Consider the following 20,794-nt stretch of genomic DNA (forward strand, 5'->3'; position numbering starts at 1 on the left):
CGCCGGCCCGCAGAGTCATCCCCGTCAGCAGGACACAGACACAGACACAGCCCCAGACACACACCCCACCGAGGAGACTCCGATGGCCCGCACCACCACCCCCCTCACCGGCAAGACCGCGCTCGTCACCGGCGGCAGCCGCGGCATCGGCCGCGCGATCGCCCTGCGCCTGGCCGCCGACGGCGCCCGGGTCGCCGTCCACTACGCGACCAACGAGGCCGCCGCGAAGGAGACGGTCGCCGCGATCGAGGAGGCCGGCGGCTCCGCCTTCGCGATCCGTACCGAACTCGGCGTCCCCGGCGACGCCGAAGCTCTCTGGAAGGCCTTCGACGCGCACGCCGACGGCGTCGACATCCTGGTCAACAACGCCGGGATCGCCGGACCCGGCACGATCGACGAGGTCGAGGAGGCCGACTACGACCGGGTCTTCGCCGTCAACGCCAAGGCCCCGTTCTTCATCGTCAAGCACGGCCTCGGCCGGCTGCGCGACGGCGGCCGGATCATCAACATCTCCTCCGGTGTCACGAAGGTCGCCTTCCCCGGCATGACCGCGTACGCCGCCTCCAAGGGCGCGGTCGAGGTACTGACCCTGACCCTCGCCCAGACCCTCGGCGCCCGGGGCATCACCGTCAACGCGGTGTCCCCCGGCACGATCGAGACCGACATCCACCCGTGGATGGCCGACCCGGCCGCCAAGGCGCACGCCGCCGGATTCTCCGTCTTCAACCGGGTCGGGCAGCCGGGGGACGTGGCCGACGTCGTCGGCTTCCTCGCCTCGGACGACGCCCGCTGGGTGACCGGCCAGAACATCGACGCGAGCGGCGGCTCCGGCCTCGGCCTCTGACACCGCCACCGTGCCCACCCTGCCGGCCCTCCCCACCGAAGGACACCGTCATGCCCCGCCACACCCTGCTCGTCCACGCCCACCCCCGCACCGACTCCCTGACCGCCCAGGTCGCCGGTCTCGCGCACTCCCGGCTGAAGGAAGAGGGCCAGACCGTCGACGTACTCGACCTGTACGCCGAAGGGTTCGACCCCGTCCTCCGGCCGGCCGACGAACCGGACTGGGAGAACCGGGAGAAGACGTACTCCCCCACGGTCCACGCCCACATGGACCGCATCCTCGCCGCCGACGACATCGTCGTCGTCTTCCCGGTCTGGTGGATGGCACCGCCCGCCGTCCTCAAGGGGTGGATCGACCGGGTGTGGAACTACGGCTTCGCCTACGGGCGCAGCAAGCCCCGCCTGGCCGCCAAGCGGATGCTGTGGCTGGCCCTGATGGGCAGCCCGGAGGAGGAGATCGAGCGGCTCGGCCTGTCCACCGCCCTGGACGTCCAACTGCGCCTCGCGGTCTCCCGGTACTGCGGGATCGAGGACGCGTCCGTCGCGATCGTCTACGGCACCGAGCTGTCCGGGGTGCCGCGCGCGCTGCGCCCGGAGCGGGTGCGGGACCTGCTGGAGTCCGCCGAGGAAGCCCTGATCGGAGCGCTGCCGCGATGACCACCTCCCAGACTGCCACCCCTCAGACGACCACCCCCCAGACGACCGCCCCTCACACGACCACCACCGCGCAGACGTCCGTGGCGTCGGCGCCGCCGGCGCCGCCGGCGAAGGCGGGCGCCCGTCAGTGGCTCGGCCTCGCCGTCCTGCTCCTCCCCGTCACCCTGATGACGGCCGACCTCGGCGTGCTGTGGCTGGCCACCCCGTATCTGGCGGCCGATCTGCGGCCGAGCAGCGCGCAGTTGCTGTGGATCACCGACATCTACGGCTTCCTCACCGCCGGCACCCTGGTCATCATGGGCACGCTCGGCGACCGCCTCGGCCGGCGGCGGCTGCTGATGGCGGGCTCGGCGGGCTTCCTCGCGGCCTCGCTGCTCGCCGCGTACGCCCCGAACGCCGGGACCCTGATCGCGGCCCGCGCGGTGCTGGGCGTGGCGGGCGCCGCCGTGCTGCCGTCCACGCTCGCCCTGATCAGCCATATGTTCGCCGACGCACGGCAGCGGGCGACCGCGATCGCGATGTGGGTGACCGCGCTCTCGGTGGGTCTCGCCGTCGGCCCGATCGTCGGCGGTGTGCTCCTCGCGTCCTGGTGGTGGGGTTCGGTGTTCCTGATCGGCCTGCCGATCATGCTGGTCGCCCTGGTCACGGCGCCGGTGCTGCTGCCGGAGTACCGCGATCCGGGGGCCGGCCGGACCGATGTGCCCAGCGTGGCGCTCTTCCTCCTGGCGGTGCTGCCGCTGGTGTACGGGGTGAAGTCGGTGGCCTCGCACGGTCCGACGGCGGAGGCGGCCGCGGCCTTCGCCGGAGGCATCGCCTTCACGCTGCTCTTCGTCCGCCGCCAGAACCGGCTGGCCACTCCCCTGCTCGACCTGCGGCTCTTCCGCGACCGCGCCTTCACGGGGGCGCTGCTCACCCTGCTGCTCGGCATGACGGCGCTGAACGGGGTGGAGTACCTGGTCCCGCAGTACCTCCAGGCCGTCGCCGGGCAGTCGCCGCTGGAGGCCGGTCTCTGGCTGCTGCCGGGGGCGGTGGGGCTGATCGCCGGATCGCAGCTGACGCCGCCGCTCGCCCGCCGCTTCCGCCCGGCATACGTCCTGATCGGGGGACTGCTGGTGTCCTCGGCCGGGTACGCGGCGATCGCCCTGGCCTCCGGGGTCGCCGTGGCCTCCCTGGGCCTCGCGGTGATCATGTTCGGGGCGGCCCCGATCAGCGTCCTCGGCACGGCCCTCGCGGTCGGCGCGGCTCCGCCGGAGAAGGCGGGCGCGGCGGCGGCGACCGGCCAGACCGCGTACGACCTGGGCCTGGCGCTCGGCATCGCGGTGACCGGAAGCGTGGCGGTCGCGGTCTACCGGAGCGGCATCCCGGACGACGCCCCGGCCGCGGCACGGGAGTCCCTGGGCGCGGCGAGCGCCCTCGCGGACCAGGGGCTCCTCGCGACGGCGCGGGAGTCCTTCACCACGGCTCTGCAGTCGGCGTCGGCCCTGAGCGCGGTCTTCGCGCTGCTGACGGCGGTGCTGGTGGCGGTGCTCCTGCGGAAGGTGCCGAGGATCGCCTCGGGCGGGTAGGGGTGTCGCGCCGGCGGAAGCGTACGGGGGTCCTGTCCCCCGTACGCTTCCGTCGCACGCCGTCGGCACGCCGTCGGCACGGCAGCGGGGGCTGCAGTGGGGGTGGGGGCGGGGGCGGGGTCTGTGGGAGCCGGGAGTGGGGAGGGGCCGTGGGGCCGAGGATCGAGGCCGTCGCGTTGCCGGTGGTGTTCCGGCGACCGGTGCGGCTGATGGCGTACGTGTACGGGCACGGGCAGCTGCTGTTCGAACGGGCCGCCGCTGCGGCCCGCGTTCGTCACCGAGGTGGGGCGGGTACTGGGGCATCGCGTACGGCTCGTACGCGGCAAGTACTAGGCACGGCGGCGGGCCGGCGGCCCCACCCCGGGCCCACACGACCTTGCTCCGACGCGGACGCCACTGCCCGACGCCGACGCATCCACCTCCGCCCCCGCCCCGCGCTCCTCGTCCGCACCCCGGGCGGCCGAGCCGCGCCGCGGCCGGGCGGAATACGATCGGGACCGCTGACAGCTGCACCAGTGGCTGACGACAGCAACACCCTCTGTCTAAGGAGATTCCTCATGGCGCAGGTCGCGCTCAAGGGCAACCCCGTAACCGTCGACGGCTCCCTGCCCGCCACGGGCAGCCAGGCTCCCGAGTTCACCCTGGTCGGCGAGGGTCTGGCGGACAAGTCGCTGAAGGACTTCGCCGGCAAGCGCAAGGTCCTCAACATCTTCCCGAGCGTCGACACCCCCACCTGCGCGTCCTCCGTGCGCGCCTTCAACGCGAAGGCGGGTGACCTGGAGAACACCGTCGTGCTGTGCATCTCGGCGGACCTCCCCTTCGCCCAGGCCCGCTTCTGCGGCGCCGAGGGCCTGGAGAACGTGCAGAGCCTGTCCACCCTGCGCGGCCGCGACTTCCACACCGCCTACGGTGTCGCGATCGCCGACGGCCCGCTGGCCGGTCTGACCGCCCGCGCCGTCGTCGTCCTCGACGAGAACGACAAGGTCCTCCACACCGAGCTCGTCAACGAGATCTCCGAGGAGCCGAACTACGAGGCCGCCCTGGCCGCCCTGAAGTGACCTGAGCCGTCCTTGCGGCACCACGAGGCCCGCCCGGCGCACCGCCCGGGCGGGCCTCGTCGTCACGCCCCCGAGGGCTCCCGGCCCGGGGGGCGGAGGGCCGGGCCCGGGGAGAGACTGAAGGGGTAGCGCGGCCGCAGGCAGGGGTTGCCTTGAGGAGTGGCCATGAACGGCACGGCGGTGGAGACCCTGCGCGCGTCGCTGCGCGGCGAGGTGATCGGCCCCGACGACGCGGGATACGACGAGGCGCGGGAGATCTACAACGCGATGATCGACCGCCGGCCCGCGGTGATCGCGCGGTGCGCGGACACGTCGGACGTCCGGGCGGCGGTGCGCCACGCCCGGGACACCGGCACGGACCTGGCGGTGCGCGGTGGCGGGCACAGCGGCGGCGGGCTGTGTCTGGCCGACGGTTCGCTGATGGTGGACCTGTCGGGGATGCGGTGGGTACGGGTGGATCCGGTGGCGCGGACCGCGCTGGTCGGCGGCGGCAGTCGGATCGGGGACCTGGACCACGAGGCGCACGGCTACGGCCTGGCGACGCCGGGCGGGATCATGTCGACGACCGGCGTGGGCGGGCTGACCCTCGGCGGCGGGCACGGGTATCTGACCCGCGCGTACGGGCTGACGATCGACAACCTGCTGGCGGCGGACGTGGTCCTCGCGGACGGCTCGGTCGTCACCGCCTCGGCGGAGGAACACCCGGACCTGTTCTGGGCGCTGCGCGGGGGCGGCGGCAACTTCGGGGTCGTGACCTCGTTCACGTACGCGCTGCACCCGGTGGGCGACGTGGGGCTCGCCGTCACCCTGTGGGAGCCGGAGCACATCGGGGCGGTGCTGCGCTGGTACCGGGAGTTCCTGCCGGCTGCGGACACCGACCTGTACGGCTTCTTCGCCACGCTGGTGGTGGCGCCGGAGGCGCCGTTCCCGGAGGAGATCCACGGGAAGCCGATGTGCGGGGTGGTGTGGTGCCACACGGGCGGCACGGACGAGGAGAGCCTCGCGAAGACGTTCGCCGCGGTCGCCGATCCGGCGCCGCCCGCCTTCCACTTCGAGACGCCCGTCCCGTATCCGGGGATCCAGTCGATGTTCGACGACCTGGTCCCGAAGGGGCTGCAGTGGTACTGGCGCGGGGACTTCTTCGACTCGATCGGCGAGGACGCGATCGACGTCCACGGCACCTTCCTGGAGCGGATGCCGAGCGAGCTGTCGACGATGCACCTCTACCCCGTCGACGGCGCCGCCCACCGCCCCGGCCCCATGGACACGGCGTGGGCGTACCGGGACGCGGTGTGGTCCGGCGTGATCGCCGGAATCAGCCCGGATCCGGGCGACGCGGAGCGGATCCGCGCCTGGGCGGTGGACTACTGGGAGGCCCTGCACCCGCACTCGATGGGCGGCGCGTACGTCAACTTCCTGGGCGAGGACGAGGGCGGGGACCGGGTCCGGGCCACGTACCGCGATCACTACGACCGGCTGGCCGAGGTGAAGCGGAGGTACGACCCGGACAACGTCTTCCGTCACACGCAGAACATCGTCCCGGCGGGCGGCTGAGCCGGGACCGATGACTTTCCGGCGGGCCGCCGGTCCTAGATCATGACCGCGATACGCACCGCGGCCTTACGGCGACTCACCGAGGGAACCTTCATGCGCACTCTGATCAGCACCGCCTTCGTCTCGCTCGACGGCGTCGTCGAGGCCCCGGGCGGCGAGCCCGGCTACCGCAACTCCGGCTGGACCTTCAAGGAGGTCGAGTTCCTGCCCGAGGCCTTCGAGATCAAGGGCCGGGAGCAGAAGGAGGCCTCCGCGATGCTCCTCGGCCGCACCAGCTACGAGGCGTTCAGCACCGTGTGGCCGGACATGGAGGACTTCGCCGACTACAAGGAGATGCCGAAGTACGTGGTGTCCACCACCCTCACCGAGGACGACCTGGTGACGAACTGGGGCGAGACCACGATCCTGCGCTCCCTCGACGAGGTCGCCGCCCTGAAGCGGACCGAGGGCGGCCCGATCATCGTCCACGGCAGCGCCACCCTGAACCGCGCCCTCTCCGACGCGGGCCTGATCGACCGCTACCACCTGCTGGTCTTCCCGCTGCTCCTGGGCGCCGGCAAGCGGCTCTTCAGCACCACGGACAAGGACGCCCAGAAGCTGAAGCTGGTCGAGCACGAGGCGTACGCCAACGGCGTCCAGAAGCAGGTCTTCGACGTCGTCCGGTGACGGTTACGCCGACCGCGCTCGCGGCCCTGCGGCCACCTCACATCAGGGGATATACTGACGACACTCGGATATACCCCCTGCGGAGGTCGCCCATGTCCAAGACCCTGGTCGACGTCGACGACGAGATGCTCGCCTTCGCCCAGCGACAGCTCGGGACCAAGACCAAGCGGGACACCATCAACCGGGCCCTGACCATAGCGGCGGCGACCAGCGCGGAGGACCGCGCACGGGCGCTTCGGTGGCTCCAGGACAACGCCGAGGACTTCCTCGACTTCGACTTCCTGGAAGAGCGGGAGCGTTCCGGCCGGTGAACTACCTCGCCGACACCTCGGCGGTGTGGCGCATCCTGCGCCGGCAGATCGGCTCGCCCTGGCCGGAGCGGGTGGCACGGGGGCAGGTCTCCCTCTGCCCGCCCGTCGAGGCGGAGCTGATGCCGGGGCTGCGGGCCGACCGGGACCACGAGCCGTTCTTCACGATGCTCGGCCGGACCTTCGGCTGGGTCCCCGCGCCCGACAACCCCTGGCGGGAGGTCATCGAGGTCCAGCGGGACCTGGTCCGGATCGGTCACCACCGCGGCCCGTCCCCCATGGACATCGTGATCGCGCTGACCGCCGAGCAGCACGGGATGGCCCTCGTCCACGTCGACGACTTCGGCGCCATCGCCAAGGTCCGCCCCGGCATCCCGATGCTCCGGCTCGACACCCTCTGAAGCCTCCCGCCGGCCGCGCTCGCGGCCCGGCGGGCGGCGGCCGGTCAGGCGCGGCAGCGGAGCATCTCCAGGGGCGGGTTGGCGTGGAAGTCGGCCCAGTGGTCGGGGCCGAACGCGCGCAGGCCCGCCTCGGAGACCGTCACCGGGACCCAGGTGAGGTCGCGGAAGCCGGCGGCGCGCAGGGCGTTCTCGTAGACCTCGCGGCGGGGGCGGTGGGCGACGAAGGAGACCGGCGGGTCGAGGAGGGCGGTGAGGCGGACCTTGGGGCCGGTCTCGATCCGCTCGCCGGTGAGCTCGACGCGGAAGCCGTACCGCTCAGGGGTCGGGCCGTCGAAGCGGTAGTCGGGCGACTGGTTGAGGATGAAGAACTCCCCGCCGGGCTTCAGGCTGCGGTGGATGTTGCGGCACATCCGCTCGGTGGTGGCGATGTCCGGCGCGTAGCTGAGCATCTGGACGCCGAGGGCGATGTCGAAGGGCCGCTCGAACGAGCGCAGTTCGGCGACGTCACCCACCTCGTAGGAGACGCCCAGCGGATCTGCTTCCTCCAACTTCCGTGCCACGGCGACCATTTCGCTGGAGATGTCGACGCCGAGCACCTCCGAGGCGCCCCGCCGCCGGAACTCGCGGCTGTAGAAGCCGGTGCCGGAGGCCAGGTCGAGGACCGACCTGCCGGTCACGTCCCCGACCAGGGCCAGGAAGCTCGGCACCACCGCGTACTGCTCCAGCGGCAGTGCCTTGAAGCCCTCGTACGCCTCGCCGATCTCGTCGTACTGCTGCCGTGCGCTGCTCATGTCTCGTCTCCCCGTGCACAGTTGGCGGTCCGGTCGCTTGGCAGTCTTGCCGGAAGCGGGCGCCTCGCCGTACTGGCGGAAGACACAGAGATACGGGACAGGGCTCGGCCTCCTCTACGGGCCTCCCCCCACCAGGCGCACCGCCAGGACCGTGATCAGGGTGCTCGACGCGAGCGCCGTCACGAGGCGGCCGCGCGGGCCGGCGAGGGCGCGGCCGAGGAGGCTGCCACCGGTGGTGAGCAGGAGCTGCCAGCTGGCGGAGGCCAGCAGCGCGGCGAGGACGAAGACCGTGCGCTCGGCGAGGGTCGCGGGGGCGTCGGGGCCGGTGGCGAGGATCAGGGCGGCGAAGTAGATCACCGTCATGGGGTTGAGGATCGTGATGCCCAGGAAGGTGACGTACGCGCGGCCCGGCGTCAGGCCCGTCGCCCCGTCGTCCCGCGAGGCCAGTGCCCCGGCGCGGTAGGTCCGTACGGCGAGCACGCCCGCCCGGACCGCGAGGGCCACCAGGACCACCGCGGACGCCCAGCGCAGCGGGGTCATCACGGGAGTGAGCAGCGGGACGAGGGCGGAGCCGCCCGCGACCGCGAGGAGGGCGTAGGCGCCGTCCGCGGTGGCGACGCCGAGGGCCGCGCCGGCGCCCGTGCGCCAGCCGGTCCTGGCCGTGACGGCCACCAGGTAGGCGCCGACCGCGCCGACCGGGATCGCGATGCCGTAGCCGGCGAGGAGGCCGGCCACCGCCGCGGCGATCACGCGACGGCGGGGGTCGCTCCTGCGGGGGCGCCGGGCTGCTGCTGTCGGTGGTAGGCCGAGCCGTCCTTCGTACGGGCGAGCTGCCCGCCGACGACCAGATAGCGGCGCAGGGCCGGGAAGTCGTCGTGCACGGTCTTCAGGGCCTCGTTGACCTCGCGCTCGGTGTAGGAGCGGGTCGGTTCGAAGAGCGTCGCGGCGAGATGGTCGAGCAGGGCGGCCCGGCGCGCGGGCTTCCGCGGGATCGCCTTGAGGCGCCCGTCGGCCGCGAACAGATCGGCGGTGGTGGTGTTCATGCGGTGAAGCGTGACGGTCCGGGCGGCCGGCCCGCAAAGCATTTACGGGACGGAAACCGGGCCCCCCGGCGGACGTCGGACGGGGGCGCGGGGCCGGAGCGGGTGTCGCCCCCCCGCGGCCGACGCGGGACGGGGGCGCGGGGCCCGCGCGGGTGTCGCCCCCCGTACCGGTGCCGCGCCCCCGCACGGGCCGGGCTAGCGCGTGATCACGTTCACCACTTCCTCGATCCTCGGCGCGATCTGCGGCGTGCCCTCCTCCTGGAAGATCGGCCTCGCCTTCTCCGCGAAGGCCATGAAGTCCGTCTCCGACTCCCAGAAGTCGACGACCCGCCATCCGCCCGACCCGTCGGGCCCCGCCGCGTGCGCGAGGAAGCCCTTCGCGGGCCACCAGTCCGCGCCGGTGATCCGCTCGGTGGTGCGCTCGTAGAGCTCCTGCGTTCCGCCGGGGATCGCGATGGTGACGATGACGGCCATGGTGCTGCTCCTCCACAGGGTGGGGACGGGGGTCCCGACCAGCACACAGCCGTCTCCCCCGCCCCGCACCACCAGGCCGCCCGAACGGGCGGCGACTACCGCCCCAGCCGGTAGCGGATCTTCTTCACCAGCTCCCGCAGGTCCGGCGCCCGCAGCAGGCTGTAGTGGTCGGCGTCGAGCTCCACCGCCGTCGGCGGGCGCTTCGACCAGCCGGTCGCCGTCTCCAGGAAGGAGTAGTCGTCGCCCCGCGCCTTGAAGATCGTGACCGGGCAGGAGACGGTCCGCTCGGTCAGCTCCCGGAAGGTGTAGGTGAACGCGAAGGTCTTCTCCACGATGGCGATGATCCGGGCGACCAGCTCCGGGTCGAGGGCGGGGAACCGTTCCGTCACGTACGCGGCGAAGCCCTCCGCGTCCTTCGCCGGTACGTCCTCCAGGGCGCCCGCGAAGACCGAGTACAGGATCCGGGTGAAGCCCGGGTTGTCGTACGAGGCGCCGCCCGCCGCCGACTCCTCCCGGACCTTCGGGGAGCCCGGCGCGATGAGGAACAGGTGCTCCACCTGTTCGCCCGCCGCCTCCAGGAGGTGCGCCGACTCGAAGGCGACGCGGGCGCCGAAGGAGTAGCCCCACAGGGTGTACGGGCCGGCGGGCTGGCGCCGGCGGATGGCGGCCACGTCGGCGGCGGCCATCTCGCGGATGGTGTCGTACGGGGTCTCGCCCCGGTTGATGCCGTGCGCCTGCACCCCGTAGAAGGGCCGGTCGATGCCGATCTCCTCGGCGAGGAAGCGCAGGTTCATGGTGTAGCCGCCGAGGCCCGGCCAGCAGTAGACCGGCGACCGGTCGCCCTCGGCGTGCAGCCGGACCAGGCGGGAGGCGGGGGTCGCGGCGGCGCCGTCCAGACGGTGGGCCAGCTTCTCGATGGTGGGGCACTCGAAGAGGATCTGGAGCGGAAGCCCCGCACCCCCGGACGCACCCCCCTGACCGGACCCGCCCCCGGACGCCCCGGACGCACCCCCGGAACCGGTCTCGCCCCCGGACCCGCTCCCCGACGCCCCGGACCCCGCGCCGAACTCCCGGTTGATCCTCGTGATCAGCGCGACCGCGATCAGCGAGTTGCCGCCCGACTCGAAGAAGTCGTCCTGCACGGAGACCGCCTCGACCTCCTCGTACTTGAGCGCCGCCGCCCAGATCTCCGCGAGCCGCTGCTCGGTGCGGGTGCGCGGCGGAACGTGCGGGCGGCCGTGCAGACCGGCGTTGACGACGGCGAGGTCGGCCAGCGCCTTGGTGTCGACCTTGCCGTTGGCGGACAGCGGCAGCCGGTCCAGGACCACCACCCGGTTGGGGATCATGTAGTCGGGCAGGTGGTGCGCCAGGTCGTCGCGGATCATCTCCGCGGGGCCCTTCATGTGGACGGTGTCCTCGTACATGCCCTCGCTCAGCCGCTGCTCCTCGCTGACCCGGCCGCCGACGAAGAAGTACGAGGGGCCGGTGGCCCGGCCCGCCGCCGCCAGGATCTCGTCCACGCGGCGGGCGGCCGGCAGCGGGTGGCCGGACATGGAGCTGTAGCCGGACGACATGAACCCGAGCCCGTGGTCGCCGAGCTGGAGCCGCTGGAGCGCCCGGCCCAGGTCGATGTACGCACGCCAGGGCTCCGCCGTCCTGCTGATGACGGTCACGCCGAGGCTCGCCCGCTCGTACACGGCCTGGTTGATCGCGATGACGTGCTTCTTCTCCACCAGGGCGTCCGCGACGCGGACCAACTCCCCGCCCTGGTAGGCGTACTGGCCGGCGGGCAGGTCGGCGATCCGGTCCGGGTGGGACTGCACGTACAGGTCCACCTCGGGACCGTCGGCCGTGTCCTCGTCGTACGGGACCAGCTCGAAGAGCCCCAGGTCCCGCGGTCCCTCCCCGCCGCGCACCGGGCGGATCGCGAGGCCGAGGCCCGGCAGGACCTCCTCGAGCAGGCCCACCATGTGGCCGGTCTCGATCTCCAGGACCTCGCGGATGTTGTTCTTGTAGACGGGTTCGACGGCCTCCCACTTGCCGCGGAAGCCGAAGCGGACCGAGGGCTCGCCGTCCGGCGTTCCCGGCTCCATCAGGTGCAGCCGGTGGTGCACCGGGTGGTAGTAGTACGTGCCGGGCTCCAGGCCCGCGATCCCCCGCACCTCCACGTACAGCTGCGTCGCGTACAGCGCGCCCGGCGACGCGTAGCCGTACTTCGGCAGCAGCCGCTCCTCGCTGAGGAACTGGCCGAACCAGCGCAGGATCTCGCCGAGGTCGGCGGCGGCCAGGGTGCCGATCGCGCGGGAGCCGATGCCCTCGGGGCGGCGGGCGAGCGCGGCGAGGACGTCGGCGCGGGTGACCGGCCCGCCCTCGTAGAAGCGGTAGGTCTTGCGGGCGAAGACGGTACGGCGCATCCGCGCGGAGGGCGTGCGGCCGGGCAGCTCGACGACCGGGCGGCCGGCCAGCTCGCGCGCGTCGAGGGTGCCCGCGTTGGACAGCTGCGCCTTGACCTGGAGCTTGGACTCCTTGGACTGGTGGTGGGCGCCGTGGTTGCCCTGGTCCATCAGGGCGGCTTCCTTCGGGGACAGCTCGACGCAGGCGACCAGGTTCTGGAAGCCGGTGCGGGGCTCGTTCTTGACGATGACGGCGGCCGACTTCACCCAGTCGTGGTTCTCGATGGCGAGCGCGATCTCGTCGAGCTCGACGCGGAAGCCGCGCAGCTTGATCTGGTTGTCGGCGCGGCCCGCGAACTGGACGGTGCCGTCCTCGTTCCAGGTGGCCAGGTCGCCGGTGCGGTAGAGGCGTTCCCCGGTGTCGGTGGTGAGGAAGCGTTCCGCCGTGAGCTCGGGCCGGTCCAGGTACCCCCGCGCGACCTGGACGCCTCCGATGCACAGCTCGCCGTCGCGTATGTGGAAGGTGGTCTCGTACGCCGGTCTGCCGATGGGGATCGCGGCGGGCCCGTCGGCGACGGTGGCGCGGTCCACGGTGTGCGAGGAGGCGTTGATGGTGCACTCGGTGGGGCCGTACAGGTTGACCAGTTCGGCCTCGGGCAGTTCGGCGAGGAGCTGGACGGCCAGGTTGCGGGAGAGGATCTCGCCGCCCGAGTAGACCCGGCGCAGGGTGATGCAGGAGCCGAACCGTTCGGTGTCCAGGAGGGCCTGGAGGAGGGTCGGCACGCACTGGAGCATGGTGGCCCCGTGCCGCCGTACGGTGTCGATCAGGCCCTCGGGGTCGCGGTACACCCCCGGCGGGCCCATGGCGACACGGGCGCCGACGGCCGGGGCGAGGATCTCCCACTGGGCGGCGTCGAAGCTCATCGGGGTCTTCTGGACGACGGTCTGACCGGGGCCGAGGTGGTGCTCGGCCGCCATCCAGCGCATCTGAGCGGCGATCGAGCGGTGCTCGACCATGACGCCCTTGGGTCTGCCGGTGGAGCCCGAGGTGTAGATCACGTACGCGAGCTGGGCGGGGCTCAGCTCGGGGTCGGCGAGGGGCCGTGCGTCGCCTTCGCCGCGCCAGGCGTGCTGCACGGCGTCCTTGAGGGTGACGACGGTGGTGCCGGGCGGGGCGAGCTCGGTGACCCGGGCGCGGAAACGTTCCTGGGTGAAGACGATCCGGGCGCCGCTGTCCTCGATCATGTAGCGGAGGCGCTCCTCCGGGTACTCCGGGGACAGCGGGACGTACGCGCCGCCGGAGAGCACCACCCCCCACGTGCCGATCATCAGTTCGAGTGACGGTTCGACGTGGACGCCGACGCGGTCGTCGGCCGCGACGCCGAGGGTGCGGAGGTAGCCGGCGAGGACGGCGGCGCCCTCGTGGAGTTCGCGGAAGGTGAGGGTGTCGTCCTCGAAGACGACGGCGGTGTCGTCCGGGCGCGCCTGTACCTGGGCGCGCAGCAGTCGGTCCAACGTACTGGGCATGAAGGTCCCCCCTGCGTGAAGTGATGCCTCGAATGAGAAGGGCGGGCCCCGGTCCTGCCAGGACCGGGGCCCGCCGCCGTCCTCAGCGGTAGATGAGGAGTTCCTGCTCCGTCGCACCCGTCAGCTCGTAGCGGGTGCGGACCAGCGGGCGGCCCGAGTAGATGCGGATCAGGGTGGCCGCGTCGCCGTGGAAGCGGGCCGGCGCCCGGCCCTCGATCGCGTTGCCGAGGTCGACCTTCCGGGCCCGGTCCGCGAGCACCCCCACCAGGCGCGGGGTCTCCCGCCTGCGGCTCGTGACCGACAGCAGCGGCAGGGCGAGGTCGAGTGCGTCGCCGCAGTAGGCGCCGGGCTCGCCGAAGGCCTCCCGTACGTCCCCCGCGTGCACCCACTCGCCGAGCGCGACCGCGTCGAGGCGGCCGTCCTCGTGCCCGGCGATGACCGTACCGGCCTCGGTGAGGCCCCGTTCCAGTTCGTCGAGGATCCGGCCGAGCGGCCAGTCCTCGCGTTCGGCCACGTCGGCGGCGTTCGCCTCGGGAAGGAACACGCCCTCCTCCAGGCGCCCCTCGACGATCCTGACGAGCGCCGCCGCGCAGTGGGCGAGCACCTGCCGGGCGGTCCAGCCGGGGCAGGCGGTGCGGAGCTCGTACGCCGCCTCGGGCGTACGGCGCAGCAGCGGCATCAGCAGGTCCCGCTCCGTCTTCAGCAGACGGTCCGGGAGCCACGGGTCGCGTACGTCGTCGTTGAGACAGTCGCTACACATGAGGCCTCAGTAGCGGTAGTGGTCCGGCTTGTACGGGCCTTCGACGGGGACGCCGATGTACTCGGCCTGCTCCGGGCGGAGGGTGGTGAGCTTGACGCCGAGCGCGTCGAGGTGGAGGCGGGCGACCTTCTCGTCGAGGTGCTTGGGGAGGGTGTGCACGCCGACGGGGTACTGGTCGGTCTTGGTGTAGAGCTCGATCTGGGCCAGGGTCTGGTCGGCGAACGAGTTCGACATGACGAAGGACGGGTGGCCGGTCGCGTTGCCGAGGTTGAGCAGGCGGCCCTCGGACAGGACGATGACGGTCTTGCCGTCGGGGAAGGTCCAGGTGTGGACCTGGGGCTTGACCTCGTCCTTGACGATGCCGGGGATGGCGGCGAGGCCGGCCATGTCGATCTCGTTGTCGAAGTGGCCGATGTTCCCGACGATGGCCTGGTGCTTCATCCTGGCGATGTCGGACGCCATGATGATGTCCTTGTTGCCGGTGGTGGTGATGAAGATGTCGGCGGTCTCGATCACCTCGTCGAGGGTGGTGACCTGGTAGCCGTCCATCGCCGCCTGGAGGGCGCAGATGGGGTCGATCTCGGTGACGATGACGCGGGCGCCCTGGCCGCGCAGCGATTCGGCGGAACCCTTGCCGACGTCGCCGTAGCCGCAGACGACGGCCGTCTTGCCGCCGATGAGGGTGTCGGTCGCGCGGTTGATGCCGTCGATGAGGGAGTGGCGGCAGCCGTACTTGTTGTCGAACTTCGACTTGGTGACCGCGTCGTTCACGTTGATGGCGGGGAAGAGGAGCGCGCCGTCGCGGTGCATCTCGTAGAGGCGGTGGACACCGGTGGTGGTCTCCTCGGTCACACCGCGGATGCCGGCGGCGATCGCCGTCCAGTCCAGGGTGGTGGTTTCGAGGAGGCTGCGGACGACGGCGAGTTCCTCGTTGGTGGCTTCGGGGAGGGTGCCGGTCTTCTGGTATTCGACGCCCTTGTGGACGAGGAGGGTGGCGTCACCGCCGTCGTCGAGGATCATGTTGGGTCCGTCGGCGTCGGGCCAGGTCAGGGCCTGCTCGGTGCACCACCAGTACTCCTCCAGCGTCTCGCCCTTCCAGGCGAAGACGGGGATGCCGGCGGCGGCGATGGCGGCGGCGGCGTGGTCCTGGGTGGAGTAGATGTTGCAGGACACCCACCGGACCTGCGCACCCAACGCGACGAGGGTCTCGATGAGGACGGCGGTCTGCACGGTCATGTGGAGGGAGCCGGTGATCCGGGCCCCGGCGAGGGGCTGGGTGGCGGCGTATTCGCGGCGGATCGCCATCAGGCCCGGCATCTCGTGCTCGGCCAGCGTGATCTCCTTGCGGCCGAACTCCGCCAGACCGATGTCGGCGACCTTGAAGTCGGTGAAGGCCGTGGCCGCGGCCGTGGTGTCAGGCATGAACGAAGCTCCTTGACGCTTGGATCGATCGGTGGATTTCGAGAGCCGCCGTGGACTTGTTGAGCGTGATGTAGTGCAGCCCCGGCGCACCCTCGTCGAGCAGCCGCAGCCCCATCGCCGTCGCGTGCTCGACCCCGATCCGGTAGGCGGCGGCCGGATCGTCCTTCGCCGCCTCCAGGCGGTGGGCCAGGTCCTCGGGGAAGGCCGCGTCCGACAGCTCGGCGAACCGGCGGATCTGCCGTACGTCGGTGGCGGGCATGATCTCGGGGATGATCGGGGTGTCGCAGCCCGCCGCGGCGACCCGGTCGCGGAGGCGCAGATAGTCCTCCGGGTCGAAGAACATCTGCGTGATCGCGTAGTCCGCGCCCGCCCGGCACTTGGCGACGAAGTGCCGGATGTCACTGGCCGCGTCCGGCGAACGCGGGTGCCCCTCAGGGAAGGCCGCCACACCGATCCGGAACTCCCCCAACGACCGTACGAGTTCGACCAGTTCGTACGCGTAGGTGAAACCGTCCGGGTGCGGCGACCAGGCTCCCCGGGGGTCGCCCGGCGGGTCGCCGCGCAGGACGAGGACGTCCCGCACGCCGGCGTCCGCGTAGGCGCCGATGATCGCCCGCAGTTCGGCGACCGAGTGGCCGACGGCGGTCAGGTGGGCGACGGGCCGGAGGGTCGTCTCGGTGACGATCCGCTGGGTGACGTCGATGGTGCGGTCCCGGGACGAGCCGCCCGCGCCGTACGTCACGGAGACGAAGTCCGGCGCGAGCGCCTCCACGCGCCGGATCGCGTCCCACAGCGTCTGCTCGCCCTTGTCGGTCTTCGGCGGGAAGAACTCGAAGGAGAAGGTGGGGGCCCCGGGGGCGGGGTGCACGGGCCTGTGGCTCATCGGCGGCCTCCCGCGTTGAAGTAGCTGGCCTCGGGGTGGTGGACGACGAAGGCGTCCGTGGACTGCTCGGGGTGCAGCTGGTACTCCTCCGAGAGCACGACTCCGATCCGCTCGGGCTTGAGGAGTGCGGCGATCTTGGCGCGGTCCTCCAGGTCGGGGCAGGCGGGATAGCCGAGGGAGTAGCGGCAGCCCTGGTACTCGGTCCGCAGCATGCCCTCGATGCCGGCCGGGTCGGATCCCGCGATGCCCCACTCGGCGCGGACCCGGCCGTGCCAGTACTCGGCGAGGGCTTCGGCGAGCTGCACGGACAGACCGTGCAGTTCGAGGTAGTCGCGATAGGCGTCGGCGGCGAACAGCTTCGCCGTCTCCTCCCCGATCCGCGAGCCCACCGTCACGACCTGGAGACCGATCACGTCCACCTCGCCGGAGTCCTCGGGGCGGAAGAAGTCGGCGAGGCAGAGGCGGCGGCCCCGCTGCTGGCGCGGGAAGGTGAAGCGGGTCCGCTCGCCTCCGTCCTCGTCCAGGACGATCAGGTCGTCGCCCTTGGACACGCAAGGGAAGTAGCCGTACACCACGGCCGCTTCCAGGAGGTGGTCCGTCTGCAACCGGTCCAGCCACATGCGCAGACGCGGCCGGCCCTCCGACTCGATGGTCTCCTTGTCCTTCAGACCCCACTGCCCCTTGAACAGGGCGCCCTCGTCCAGCCAGGACGCGTACTCCGCCAGCTGGATCCCCTTGACGACCCTTGTCCCGAGGAACGGCGGCTCCGGTACGGGGTTGTCCACCGCCACGTCGCTACGGCCTGCCGGCTCCCGCTCGCGCACCTCGTCCAACAACGGCGTCTCCCGCTTGGGCACCCGGCGCTGCTTCAGCTCCGGCAGCCTCGCCCCCGGCACCCCCCGCTTCACCGCCATCAACGCGTCCATCAGCCGCAGGCCCTCGAAGGCGTCGCGGGCGTAGCGGACCTCGCCCTGGTAGATCTCGTGGAGATCCTGCTCCACATACGCCCTGGTCAGAGCAGCGCCGCCGAGGATCACCGGATACTTGGCGGCAAGCCCCCGGCCGTTCAGCTCCTCCAGGTTCTCCTTCATGATCACAGTCGACTTGACCAGGAGACCGGACATGCCGATCACGTCGGCGGAGTGCTGTTCCGCTGCTTCCAGGATCGCGGAGACGGGCTGCTTGATCCCGATGTTGACCACGTTGTAGCCGTTGTTGGAGAGGATGATGTCGACGAGGTTCTTGCCGATGTCGTGGACATCGCCCCGGACGGTCGCCAGGACGATCGTTCCCTTGCCCTCGGCGTCCGATTTCTCCATGTGGGGTTCGAGATATGCCACCGCCGTCTTCATGACCTCCGCGGACTGGAGGACGAAGGGCAGCTGCATCTGGCCCGAGCCGAACAGCTCACCCACCGTCTTCATCCCGTCCAGCAGGATCTCGTTGACAATGTCCAGCGCCGGACGCTCCACGAGCGCCGCGTCCAGGTCCGCTTCCAGGCCGTTCTTCTCGCCGTCGATGATCCGCCGCTTCAGCCGCTCCTCCAGCGGCAGCGCGGCCAGCTCCTCCGCCTTGCCCGCCTTCAGCGACTTCGCCGTCGCACCCTCGAAGAGTTCGAGGAGCCGTTGCAGCGGGTCGTACCCCTCCCGCCGGCGGTCGTAGATCAGATCGAGGGCGACCTCGACCTGCTCCGGCTCCAGGCGCGCGATCGGCAGGATCTTCGACGCGTGCACGATCGCCGAATCCAGACCCGCCTTCACACACTCGTCCAGGAACACCGAGTTCAGGACGATCCGCGCGGCCGGGTTCAACCCGAAGGAGATGTTCGACAACCCCAGGGTCGTCTGCACGTCGGGGTGGCGCCGCTTCAGCTCACGGATCGCCTCGATCGTCGCGATACCGTCCTTCCGCGACTCCTCCTGACCCGTACAGATCGTGAAGGTCAGCGTGTCGATCAGGATGTCGGACTCGCGGATGCCCCAGTTCCCCGTCAGATCGGCGATCAGCCGCTCCGCGATCGCGACCTTCGCCTCGACCGTCCGCGCCTGGCCCTCCTCGTCGATCGTCAGGGCCATGAGCGCGGCCCCGTGCTCCTTGGCCAGCGCCGTGACCTTCGCGAACCGCGACTCCGGCCCGTCACCGTCCTCGTAGTTGACCGAGTTGATGACCGCCCGGCCACCCAGCTTCTCCAGACCGGCCCGGATGACCTCCACCTCGGTCGAGTCCAGCACGATCGGCAGCGTCGAGGCGGTCGCGAACCGGCCCGCGAGCTCCGCCATGTCCGCGACACCGTCACGGCCCACATAGTCCACGCACAGGTCCAGCATGTGCGCACCCTCGCGGATCTGGTCCCTCGCCATCTCCACACAGTCGTCCCAGCGGCCCTCCAGCATCGCCTCACGGAACTTCTTCGACCCGTTCGCGTTCGTCCGCTCACCGATCGCCAGGTACGCCGTGTCCTGCCGGAACGGCACATGGCTGTAGAGCGAGGACGCGCCCGGTTCCGCCACCGGCCGCCGGTCGGGGACCGCCGCGCCCCGCACCCGCTCCACGATCTCCCGCAGGTGCTCGGGAGTGGTGCCGCAGCACCCGCCGACGAGGGCGGGGCCGTAGTCGCGTACGAACGCCTCTTGGGCGTCGGCGAGTTCGGCCGGCGACAGCGGGTAGTGCGCGCCGTCGGAGGTGAGCACCGGCAGGCCCGCGTTCGGCATCACCGACAGCGGGATCCGGGCGTGCTTCGACAGATAGCGCAGGTGCTCGGCCATCTCCGCCGGCCCGGTCGCGCAGTTGAGGCCGATCATGTCGATGCCCAGCGGCTCAAGCGCCGTCAGCGCCGCACCGATCTCCGAACCGAGCAGCATCGTGCCCGTCGTCTCCACCGTGACCTGCACGATCAGCGGCAGGTCGTCGGCGCCGCACCAGTCCAGGGCGCGGCGGGCGCCGATGACGGCCGCCTTCGTCTGGAGGAGGTCCTGCGAGGTCTCGATGAGCAGGGCGTCGGCGCCGCCGCGGATCAGGCCCTCGGCGTTCTGCTGGTAGGCGTCACGCAGCGGCTCGTAGGTGACGTGCCCGAGGGTCGGGAGCTTGGTGCCGGGGCCCATGGAGCCCAGCACCCAGCGGGGGCGGCCGTCGGCGGCGGTGTGGGCGTCGGCGACACCGCGGGCGATGCGGGCGCCGGCTTCCGACAGCTCGTAGACGCGGTTCTCGATGCCGTACTCGGCGAGCGCGGCGAGGTTGGCGCCGAAGGTGTTCGTCTCCACGCAGTCCACGCCGACGGAGAAGTAGGCGTCGTGGACGGAGGCGACGATGTCCGGGCGGGTGAGGTTGAGGATCTCGTTGCAGCCCTCGAGGCCGGTGAAGTCGTCCATCGTCGGGTCGGCGGCCTGGAGCATGGTGCCCATCGCCCCGTCGGCCACCACGACCCGGGCGGCGAACTCGTCCCGTAGCGAGCGTCTGGCCTGGCTCACGTCAGCCCCCTCAGATGCGTCAGCAGTTCGGCGGTGCAGCCCATGCCGTAGGTGGTCCTGATCCGGTCCAGGAGCGGCTCCCGGTGCAGCCGGTACTCCTGCGTCCCCACGTAGTCGAGGACGGTCGCGGCGACCGCGCAGCCCAGCTGGGCGGCGCAGCGCTCGGGCACGCCCCACAGCGTCCCGGCGAGGAATCCGGCCCGGAAGGCGTCACCGACGCCGGTCGGGTCGACGACGCCCGCGACGGGGACGGCCGGCACGGCGAGCGGGGTCCGGCCCTCGCCGCGGATGCGGACGCCGGCCTCGCCGTGGGTGGTGATCCAGGTGCCGACGCGGCGCAGCACGTCCGCCTCGGACCAGCCGGTCTTGTCCAGGAGCAGGGCCGTCTCGTACTCGTTGGTGAACAGGAACCGGGCCCCGTCCACCAGGTCCCGCACCTGTCCGCCGTCGAGCCGCGCGAGCTGCTGCGAGGGGTCGGCGGCGAAGGGGATCTGGAGCTCGCGGCAGGTGCGGGTGTGCCGCAGCATGGCCTCGGGGTCGTCCGGGGAGACCAGGACGATGTCGAGGCGGCCGGTCCGGGCGGCGACCTCCCGCAGGTCGATCTCGCGGGCCTCGGTCATCGCACCGGCGTAGAAGGTGGCGATCTGGTTCTGTGCCCGGTCGGTGGTGCAGACGAACCGGGCGGTGTGGAGCGACTCGCTGACGCGCACCGAGTCGGTGTCCACACCGTGGTCCTTCAGCCAGATCCGGTACGGCTCGAAGTCGGCGCCGACCGCGCCCACGAGGACGGGACGCAGGCCGAGCACGCCGAGCCCGAAGGCGATGTTCGCTGCCACTCCGCCGCGCCTGACCTCCAGGTTGTCGGCGAGGAACGACAGGGAGACCCGGTCGAGGCGGTCGGCGATCAGCTGTTCGCTGAACCACCCCGGGAAGGTCATCAGATGGTCGGTCGCGATGGATCCGGTGACAGCGATACGCATGT

General features: G+C 71.7%; 18 protein-coding genes. 8 read left to right on the plus strand and 10 right to left on the minus strand.

From position 1 onward, the window contains the following. Window positions 1-82 precede the first annotated feature (82 nt). The 8 genes from ABTZ91_RS01620 (at window position 83) to ABTZ91_RS01655 (ending at window position 7,052) form a co-directional block, all read left to right on the plus strand. Window positions 83-844 (plus strand): SDR family oxidoreductase, encoded by a 762-nt coding sequence (locus ABTZ91_RS01620; RefSeq protein ID WP_352075067.1) that lies wholly within the window; start codon window positions 83-85, stop codon window positions 842-844. Between the two features lie 50 nt (window positions 845-894). After that, window positions 895-1,500: an NAD(P)H oxidoreductase gene (locus ABTZ91_RS01625; RefSeq protein ID WP_352075068.1), complete on the plus strand. Its 606-nt coding sequence runs from the start codon at window positions 895-897 to the stop codon at window positions 1,498-1,500. A gap of 167 nt (window positions 1,501-1,667) precedes the next feature. Beyond that, window positions 1,668-3,065, plus strand: coding sequence for an MFS transporter (locus tag ABTZ91_RS01630; protein WP_352075284.1), 1,398 nt, complete (start codon window positions 1,668-1,670; stop codon window positions 3,063-3,065). A 557-nt stretch (window positions 3,066-3,622) separates the two neighbouring features. Then, window positions 3,623-4,123, plus strand: coding sequence for a thiol peroxidase (tpx, locus tag ABTZ91_RS01635; protein ID WP_352075069.1), 501 nt, complete (start codon window positions 3,623-3,625; stop codon window positions 4,121-4,123). 165 nt (window positions 4,124-4,288) lie between these two features. Then, window positions 4,289-5,677 (plus strand): FAD-binding oxidoreductase, encoded by a 1,389-nt coding sequence (locus ABTZ91_RS01640; protein WP_352075070.1) that lies wholly within the window; start codon window positions 4,289-4,291, stop codon window positions 5,675-5,677. A gap of 93 nt (window positions 5,678-5,770) precedes the next feature. Further along, window positions 5,771-6,343, plus strand: a complete 573-nt coding sequence (locus ABTZ91_RS01645) for a dihydrofolate reductase family protein (protein WP_352075071.1) — start codon at window positions 5,771-5,773, stop codon at window positions 6,341-6,343. 92 nt (window positions 6,344-6,435) lie between these two features. Next, window positions 6,436-6,654 (plus strand): type II toxin-antitoxin system VapB family antitoxin, encoded by a 219-nt coding sequence (locus tag ABTZ91_RS01650; RefSeq protein ID WP_352075072.1) that lies wholly within the window; start codon window positions 6,436-6,438, stop codon window positions 6,652-6,654. Further along, window positions 6,651-7,052, plus strand: a complete 402-nt coding sequence (locus ABTZ91_RS01655) for a PIN domain nuclease (RefSeq protein ID WP_352075073.1) — start codon at window positions 6,651-6,653, stop codon at window positions 7,050-7,052. The genes ABTZ91_RS01650 and ABTZ91_RS01655 overlap by 4 nt, the downstream gene beginning before the upstream one ends. A 44-nt stretch (window positions 7,053-7,096) precedes the next feature. Here the strand turns inward: ABTZ91_RS01655 and ABTZ91_RS01660 are convergent, their stop codons facing one another. From ABTZ91_RS01660 to ABTZ91_RS01705, 10 genes are all read right to left on the minus strand, one after another. Beyond that, window positions 7,097-7,843, minus strand: a complete 747-nt coding sequence (locus ABTZ91_RS01660) for a class I SAM-dependent methyltransferase (protein ID WP_352075074.1) — start codon at window positions 7,841-7,843, stop codon at window positions 7,097-7,099. A gap of 114 nt (window positions 7,844-7,957) precedes the next feature. Next, entirely contained in the window at window positions 7,958-8,593 is a 636-nt protein-coding gene (locus ABTZ91_RS01665) for a LysE family transporter (RefSeq protein WP_352075075.1), read from the minus strand. Continuing rightward, on the minus strand, window positions 8,590-8,886 hold the full coding sequence (locus ABTZ91_RS01670; protein WP_352075076.1) for a DUF2087 domain-containing protein: 297 nt from the start codon (window positions 8,884-8,886) through the stop codon (window positions 8,590-8,592). The genes ABTZ91_RS01665 and ABTZ91_RS01670 overlap by 4 nt, the downstream gene beginning before the upstream one ends. 195 nt (window positions 8,887-9,081) lie before the next feature. After that, window positions 9,082-9,360 (minus strand): hypothetical protein, encoded by a 279-nt coding sequence (locus ABTZ91_RS01675; protein WP_352075077.1) that lies wholly within the window; start codon window positions 9,358-9,360, stop codon window positions 9,082-9,084. Window positions 9,361-9,455: 95 nt separating this feature from the next. Next, entirely contained in the window at window positions 9,456-13,280 is a 3,825-nt protein-coding gene (locus ABTZ91_RS01680) for an amino acid adenylation domain-containing protein (protein ID WP_352075078.1), read from the minus strand. 82 nt (window positions 13,281-13,362) lie between these two features. Then, entirely contained in the window at window positions 13,363-14,040 is a 678-nt protein-coding gene (locus ABTZ91_RS01685; protein ID WP_352075079.1) for a maleylpyruvate isomerase family mycothiol-dependent enzyme, read from the minus strand. A gap of 6 nt (window positions 14,041-14,046) precedes the next feature. Then, window positions 14,047-15,462: an adenosylhomocysteinase gene (ahcY, locus tag ABTZ91_RS01690; RefSeq protein ID WP_352075080.1), complete on the minus strand. Its 1,416-nt coding sequence runs from the start codon at window positions 15,460-15,462 to the stop codon at window positions 14,047-14,049. Continuing rightward, window positions 15,455-16,345, minus strand: coding sequence for a methylenetetrahydrofolate reductase [NAD(P)H] (gene metF, locus ABTZ91_RS01695; RefSeq protein WP_352075081.1), 891 nt, complete (start codon window positions 16,343-16,345; stop codon window positions 15,455-15,457). The genes ahcY and metF overlap by 8 nt, the downstream gene beginning before the upstream one ends. Further along, window positions 16,342-19,812 carry a methionine synthase gene (gene metH, locus ABTZ91_RS01700; RefSeq protein ID WP_352075082.1) on the minus strand — a complete coding sequence of 1,157 codons (3,471 nt, stop codon included), beginning with the start codon at window positions 19,810-19,812 and terminating at the stop codon, window positions 16,342-16,344. Before metH ends, metF begins: the two co-directional genes overlap by 4 nt. Then, window positions 19,809-20,792, minus strand: coding sequence for a carbohydrate kinase family protein (locus tag ABTZ91_RS01705; RefSeq protein WP_352075083.1), 984 nt, complete (start codon window positions 20,790-20,792; stop codon window positions 19,809-19,811). The genes metH and ABTZ91_RS01705 overlap by 4 nt, the downstream gene beginning before the upstream one ends. Window positions 20,793-20,794 lie beyond the last annotated feature (2 nt).

The organism is Streptomyces sp. NPDC126499 (genome assembly GCF_040302485.1).
In the GTDB taxonomy this organism is placed as follows: domain Bacteria; phylum Actinomycetota; class Actinomycetes; order Streptomycetales; family Streptomycetaceae; genus Streptomyces.

Coding starts and splice junctions, on each gene's coding strand:
- ABTZ91_RS01640 (WP_352075070.1), top strand. CDS start 4,289: ATGAACGGCACGGCGGTGGAGACCCTGCGCGCGTCGCTGCGCGGCGAG.
- ABTZ91_RS01685 (WP_352075079.1), bottom strand. CDS start 14,040: ATGTGTAGCGACTGTCTCAACGACGACGTACGCGACCCGTGGCTCCCG.
- ABTZ91_RS01630 (WP_352075284.1), top strand. CDS start 1,668: ATGACGGCCGACCTCGGCGTGCTGTGGCTGGCCACCCCGTATCTGGCG.
- ABTZ91_RS01680 (WP_352075078.1), bottom strand. CDS start 13,280: ATGCCCAGTACGTTGGACCGACTGCTGCGCGCCCAGGTACAGGCGCGC.
- ABTZ91_RS01645 (WP_352075071.1), top strand. CDS start 5,771: ATGCGCACTCTGATCAGCACCGCCTTCGTCTCGCTCGACGGCGTCGTC.
- tpx (WP_352075069.1), top strand. CDS start 3,623: ATGGCGCAGGTCGCGCTCAAGGGCAACCCCGTAACCGTCGACGGCTCC.
- ABTZ91_RS01650 (WP_352075072.1), top strand. CDS start 6,436: ATGTCCAAGACCCTGGTCGACGTCGACGACGAGATGCTCGCCTTCGCC.
- ABTZ91_RS01625 (WP_352075068.1), top strand. CDS start 895: ATGCCCCGCCACACCCTGCTCGTCCACGCCCACCCCCGCACCGACTCC.
- ABTZ91_RS01705 (WP_352075083.1), bottom strand. CDS start 20,792: ATGCGTATCGCTGTCACCGGATCCATCGCGACCGACCATCTGATGACC.
- ABTZ91_RS01675 (WP_352075077.1), bottom strand. CDS start 9,360: ATGGCCGTCATCGTCACCATCGCGATCCCCGGCGGAACGCAGGAGCTC.
- ABTZ91_RS01670 (WP_352075076.1), bottom strand. CDS start 8,886: ATGAACACCACCACCGCCGATCTGTTCGCGGCCGACGGGCGCCTCAAG.
- ahcY (WP_352075080.1), bottom strand. CDS start 15,462: ATGCCTGACACCACGGCCGCGGCCACGGCCTTCACCGACTTCAAGGTC.
- ABTZ91_RS01620 (WP_352075067.1), top strand. CDS start 83: ATGGCCCGCACCACCACCCCCCTCACCGGCAAGACCGCGCTCGTCACC.
- metF (WP_352075081.1), bottom strand. CDS start 16,345: ATGAGCCACAGGCCCGTGCACCCCGCCCCCGGGGCCCCCACCTTCTCC.
- ABTZ91_RS01660 (WP_352075074.1), bottom strand. CDS start 7,843: ATGAGCAGCGCACGGCAGCAGTACGACGAGATCGGCGAGGCGTACGAG.